This is a genomic window from Peribacillus sp. P4_C12, assembly GCF_056402095.1.
This window is the reverse complement of sequence record NZ_JBFUIB010000234.1, coordinates 1-5,801: the sequence shown is the minus strand read 5'-3', so window position 1 is coordinate 5,801 and position 5,801 is coordinate 1. Positions and strand designations below refer to the sequence as shown.

3 protein-coding genes and 2 pseudogenes are annotated in these 5,801 nt (G+C 38.3%); 4 read left to right on the top strand and 1 reads right to left on the bottom strand.

Features of this window, described 5'->3' with window-relative positions; genetic code table 11:
• From AC1DUW_RS19770 to AC1DUW_RS19755, 4 genes and pseudogenes are all read left to right on the top strand, one after another.
• Nucleotides 1-644, top strand: a 644-nt coding sequence (locus AC1DUW_RS19770) for an extracellular solute-binding protein (protein WP_477643264.1), incomplete at its 5' end; no start/stop codon positions are given.
• Between the two features lie 149 nt (nucleotides 645-793).
• A complete protein-coding gene (locus tag AC1DUW_RS19765; RefSeq protein ID WP_053344961.1) occupies nucleotides 794-2,329 on the top strand; it encodes an alpha-amylase family glycosyl hydrolase in 1,536 nt (511 codons plus the stop codon).
• Between the two features lie 79 nt (nucleotides 2,330-2,408).
• A pseudogene (locus AC1DUW_RS19760) lies at nucleotides 2,409-4,057 on the top strand (glycoside hydrolase family 13 protein).
• A gap of 341 nt (nucleotides 4,058-4,398) precedes the next feature.
• Entirely contained in the window at nucleotides 4,399-5,442 is a 1,044-nt protein-coding gene (locus tag AC1DUW_RS19755; protein WP_053344963.1) for a LacI family DNA-binding transcriptional regulator, read from the top strand.
• 36 nt (nucleotides 5,443-5,478) lie between these two features.
• Here AC1DUW_RS19755 and AC1DUW_RS19750 read toward each other — a convergent pair.
• Nucleotides 5,479-5,801 (bottom strand): annotated as a pseudogene (locus tag AC1DUW_RS19750) (MBL fold metallo-hydrolase); the annotation flags it as partial.

Here is a 5,801-nt window from a genome sequence, read left to right as displayed (position 1 = left end):
ATGATGCGTATGGAATAATGGCCGGGATGGGCGGTTATGTATTTAAAGAAAAAGATGGGAATCTAGATCCTACGAACATCGGATTAAATAATAAAAGTGCTGTAAAGGGTGCTAAGTATATTCAAAAATGGTATAAAGCAGATGTGATGCCAAAAGGGGACGAAGCAGGGATAGAGAAGTTGTTTATAGAAGGGAAATTGGCTTCTTTCATGAGTAGAGGTAGTACACTTTCTGATAGGAAGAATACAGGGGTGGCGCCATTGCCTGTATTGCCAAATGGCCAGCCGATGAAAACGTTCATGGATATCAAAGGATGGCATGTAACAGCCTTCACAAAATATCCTTACTGGTCTACAAAGTTAGTAGAATTTTTGACAAAAGATAAATATGCAATGCTCCGCTATAAAAAAACAGGAGAAATACCTCCTGTAAAATCTATCATGAACAATGAAGCAATCAATGAAAGTGAAAGAGCACAAGCCTTAAGCATACAATTACAATATGCTGAACCTGTGCCTAATATACCGGAAATGAATGAAGTATGGAAGCCGATGAAATCTGCCATGAAAGAGATAGCTTCTGGAAAAACAAAGCCGAAAAGGACTTTAGATGAAGCAGTAAAGAGGATAAAAAAAGAATATTAATTGCGAATTACTTTTTCCAATTCGACAACGTTCATTTGTATCTCCATTTTGTCCCTTTAGTGTAAAGATTTTTATAATTTGGATTTGACGTTATGGGGGCAAAAGGCTAATCTTAAAGGCGTAAAGAGATAGCTAGGAGGAGAGCGGATATGAGAAAAAGAGTGTTATCACTCGCTTTAATTCCGTTGCTTCTTTTTTACGCCATTCCAGTAGGAGCAGCTGAAAAAGAACAACGAACATGGAAGGACGAAATCGTATATTCATTAATGATCGACCGATTTTTCGATGGTAATACACAAAATAATGGAGATGCGGATGTAAATAATCCTTCTGCTTTTAATGGTGGAGATTTTGAAGGTATTACAAAGAAACTAAATTATTTAAAAGATATGGGATATACCGCTATCATCCTATCGCCGATTTTCGCTAATGAAGAAAATGGCTATCATGGGGATTGGGTTAACGATTTTTATAAAACAGATAAGCACTACGGTACGATTAAAGAATTTAAAAAACTTGTGAATGAGGCTCATAACCGTGATATGAAAGTAATTATTGACTTTCAGGCCAATAATGTGGGACCTAATCATTCTTGGTTAACTGATCCTAATAAACAAGACTGGTTCCATGAAGAAAAAGAGATTTCTAATGACAGTAATCAGGAAGATTTGGAAACAGCCTGGATCGATGGCCTTCCGGATTTGAATCAGGATAACAAGGAAACGCGAGATTATTTGCTTGATGCTGCCAAATGGTGGATTACGGAAACGGATATTGATGGGTACCGTCTGAATAAAGTCCAATACGTAGCAAAGGATTTCTGGAAGGATTTTGTCGAAACTGTCAAGTCTGAAAAATCAAATTTCTATACAATTGGCGATGTTCAAGGTGATGCCGACTTGATTTCAAGCTATAAGAAAACGGGTATCGATGCTTTTATGGCTTATCCGCAAAATGTTGAGTTAAAGGAGACATTTGCTGCGCCAGATAATGATTTGAACCCGGTGTTTGATGCATTTGTGAAAAGTGAAGATGTAAGCGAGAGCAAAGGTTCGCAGGGATTGTTTATGGATACTCAGAACATGCCTCGTTTTACGAAGGCTGCAGCTGATCATAATGAAAACCCAGGTACACGGTGGAAAATGGCGTTATCATATCTTTATACGATACCAGGAGTACCAATCGTATTTTATGGATCGGAAATTGCCTTAAACGGCGATAAGGCCCCTGATAATCATAAATTAATGGATTTCAAGACGGAACAGGAATTAGTGGATTATATAACGAAGCTTTCTGAACTTAGAGACATGTATCCTGCTTTGACAAAAGGGGATATGGAGCTTTTATATGAAAAGGGAGGAACAGCGGTATTCAAGCGCGTCTATGGTGATGAAACAATAGTTGTCGCTATGAATAATACGACTGAAACTCAATCGATAATCCTCACTGATAAGGAACTTGAAAAGAATAAAGAGTTGAGAGGTATGCTGAATGGGGATCTGGTCCGTAGTAAGGACAACAGCTACTCAATCGTAATCGACAGGGAGACGACAGAAGTCTACACTCTATCACCTAAGTCGATTATAAATATTCCTTACCTGTTTGTTATAGGATTGGTTCTTGTTATATTTGGTATATTTATTGCTTTGGTTATTAAACGTTCAAAACGAAACCAGCCAAAATAATCATATACCTCTCGATTTTTGGTAGCTGCAAAACATTGTCCCCTTGGCTTTGTGGAAAACAGAATCGGGAGGTTACAACATGAATAAGACCTGGTGGAAGAAGCGGTTTGTTATCAAGTCTATCCCCGTAGCTTTATGGATAGTAATGGTGATGGAGTGGGAGATTTAAGGGGGTTAATTTCAAAGCTGGATTATCTGCAGGAACTTGGAATCGATGTTATTTGGATTTGTCCATTTTATAAGTCACCCAATGCAGATAACGGCTATGATATTAGTGATTATCAGGCAGTTTCTGAAGAGTTTGGTTCGATTGAAGACATTGAACTTCTGTTGAAAGAGGTTCACCAACGTGGCATGAGAGTGATACTTGATCTTGTTTTGAACCATACAAGTGACGAACATCCATGGTTCGTTGAGTCGCGTTCCTCCCGAGATAATCCGAAACGAGATTGGTATGTTTGGAGAGATGGCCAAGATGGCCGGGAACCGAATAATTGGGAAAGTATTTTTTCCGGAAGTGCTTGGAAATTCGATGAATTGACCAATCAATTCTATTTACACCTATTTGCAGAAAAGCAGCCAGACTTAAACTGGAAAAACAAAGATGTAAGGCAGGCTCTGTATAAAATGGTTAATTGGTGGCTCGATAAAGGCATTGATGGCTTTCGAATAGATGCAATTACACATATTCATAAGCGTGAAGGCCTACCGGATATGCCTAATCCGTATTGGCATCAGTATATACCTGCCTTTGAAATGCATACCAATCAGGAAGGGATTCTGGATTATCTACAGGAATTAAAAGATGAGACTTTTTCTAAATATGATATCATGACGGTCGGTGAGGCCAATGGTGTCAGGATTGAGCAGGCGGAAGATTGGGTCGGAGAAGTGAATGGAAAGTTCAACATGATTTTTCAATTCGAGCACCTTGGACTTTGGAATCGTGGACAGAATCAGAATGTTGACGTTAATGGTCTAAAACGTACCATGACTAAATGGCAAAAAGGGCTGCAAAACAAAGGATGGAATGCTTTATTTTTTGAAAATCATGACCAACCTAGAAGTGTATCGACATGGGGAAATGATCATCAATATTGGTTGGAAAGTGCGAAAATGATTGGGGCCCTATACTTTTTCATGCAGGGGACTCCGTTTATTTATCAAGGTCAGGAAATAGGTATGACGAATGTCCAATTTGATTCGATAGATGATTATGATGATGTCGGAATGAAAAATTTTTACCGGATTGAGACCTCCAAAGGTCGTTCACATGATGAAATCATGCACATCATATGGCATAGCGGCCGTGATAATTCTCGAACACCAATGCAATGGAACGATAAGAAAAATGGTGGGTTTACGGATGGCACACCGTGGATGAAGGTCAACTCCAATTATCGGGCCATTAACGTAGAACAGCAGAAGAATAATCCATCTTCTATTTATCATTTTTACAAAAAGATGATCGAACTTCGAAAAAAACACCAGGTTTTTGTTTACGGAGAATATGAATTATTATGGGAAGACCATCCTGAACTTTATATTTATACAAGGAATATGAATGGTGATTCAGCCAAGGTTGTATGCAACTTTAGCACAAATCATCATCAAATTGACCTGTCTCATTGGGGGAAAATGGAACTTTTACTAGCGAATTATGATAATTGTCCGGAAGAAACAATGGTTAATTTGCGACCATATGAAACAAGGATTTATCGTTATTAACCTGTAATACCTTTCTGAATTTTAAATGGAAATAAGCTTTAAATCCAGTATTGTTAGTCGTCTGACTTCTGTCCTCACCCAAAGACACCTGCTGTTTTTTAGAAGCTGATCTTAAATCAGCTTCTTTTTGATTTTTAAAAGAGAAGTAAAAAATAAAAAAGTAAGTATTTTCTGAAAATTGTTGAAAACAGTTAAAAAAGTATGGATATAACTATTGAAGTGAGTGTATTATAGATACATACAAATGTATAATTATAAAATAAATTAGAAAAGTGTTTATTGGTTTTCACCTTTTTTTTGAATGAAGTCAATAAAGGCTAAAGAGGGGAGAGGGGAAACGCATGGCCGTCACGATAAAAGATGTGGCACAACTGGCGAATGTTGCTCCTTCAACAGTTTCTCGAGTGATTGCTAATAATCCTCGGATAAGTGAAAAAACAAAGGTACGAGTTCGTAAGGCAATGGAAAAGTTAGGATATCATCCAAACTTCATTGCTCGTAGTCTTGCTAATCAATCAACTAGGATCATTGGATTGGTGTTACCAAGTTCGTCAAACGTTTTTTATCAAAATCCATTTTTTCCGGCTATCCTCCAGGGTCTTAGTGAAGGGGCTCAGGAAGAGCATTACTCTCTGTTACTAAGCACGGGGAAAACAGAGGAGGAAGTCTACGAAGGAGTCGTGAATATGGTTCAAGGGGGAATGGTGGATGGAATTATCCTTATGTATTCAAGGATGAATGATCACATTCTAACCTATTTACAAGCAAGGGATTTTCCATTTGTTGTCATTGGGAAACCCTATGATTTTATTGAGGAGATAACGTATGTTGATAACGATAATGTCTTGGCTGCCGAACAGGCAACTGACTATCTCATTCAATTAGGCCATGAAAGGATTGGATTCATTGGAGGAGATGTAACTTTTGTGATGACCCTCGATCGATTATTAGGATATGAACGTGCATTAAAAAGGGCTGGTATCGTTCCAAGAAGGGAATATACTATACATGAGGATTTTTTACATGAAGGTGGACTAGCAGCAGCGAAAAGATTACTATCGATTGACGAGCCACCAACCGCTCTTATCGTCAGTGATGATCTTATGGCACTAGGAGTCGTACATTCTCTTCGAGCGATGGGCGTACGGACTCCTGAGGAAATGTCAATTGTCAGCTTTAATAATGTTCTTTTCTCTGAGCTATCGCTACCTGCCCTAACTTCTGTAGATATTAACATTTTCGATTTAGGATATCAGGCCGCTAAAAGCATCATTCAAAAATTACAGAATGGTGATACTCCGGCAGGGTCCATTATTCCCCATCATTTTGTGGAAAGACATTCTTGCAGACCAATAAAGCAAGGAGCGATGGCTATGACTTATTAAACAAAAAGAGCATTGTGTAAAAGCAATGTTCTTTTATTAAAATTGTACACTGAAGCTTTTGAATGTATGGACACCGGTTCCGTGTTTGGCTAGTTTGTTCTCTTTAAGGTACTGAACGGCTTCCAGGACTTCATCAAAAATCTTTGGTTCGAGACCGAGTTGGTTATGTCCTCCGTAGATTTTGGAAACTCCTTTGATCTTAGCAATTTTTTTCAATGAATTAACAAGGTCTACTGGGTCTGTTGAGGGATAAAAGGCGTAAATTGGAGTCTCGGCATAAAGTAAATCACCGGTAAATAAATATCCTGTTTTATAATCTAAGATTGAGATGTGTCCCGGGGMATKCCCCGGGACACATC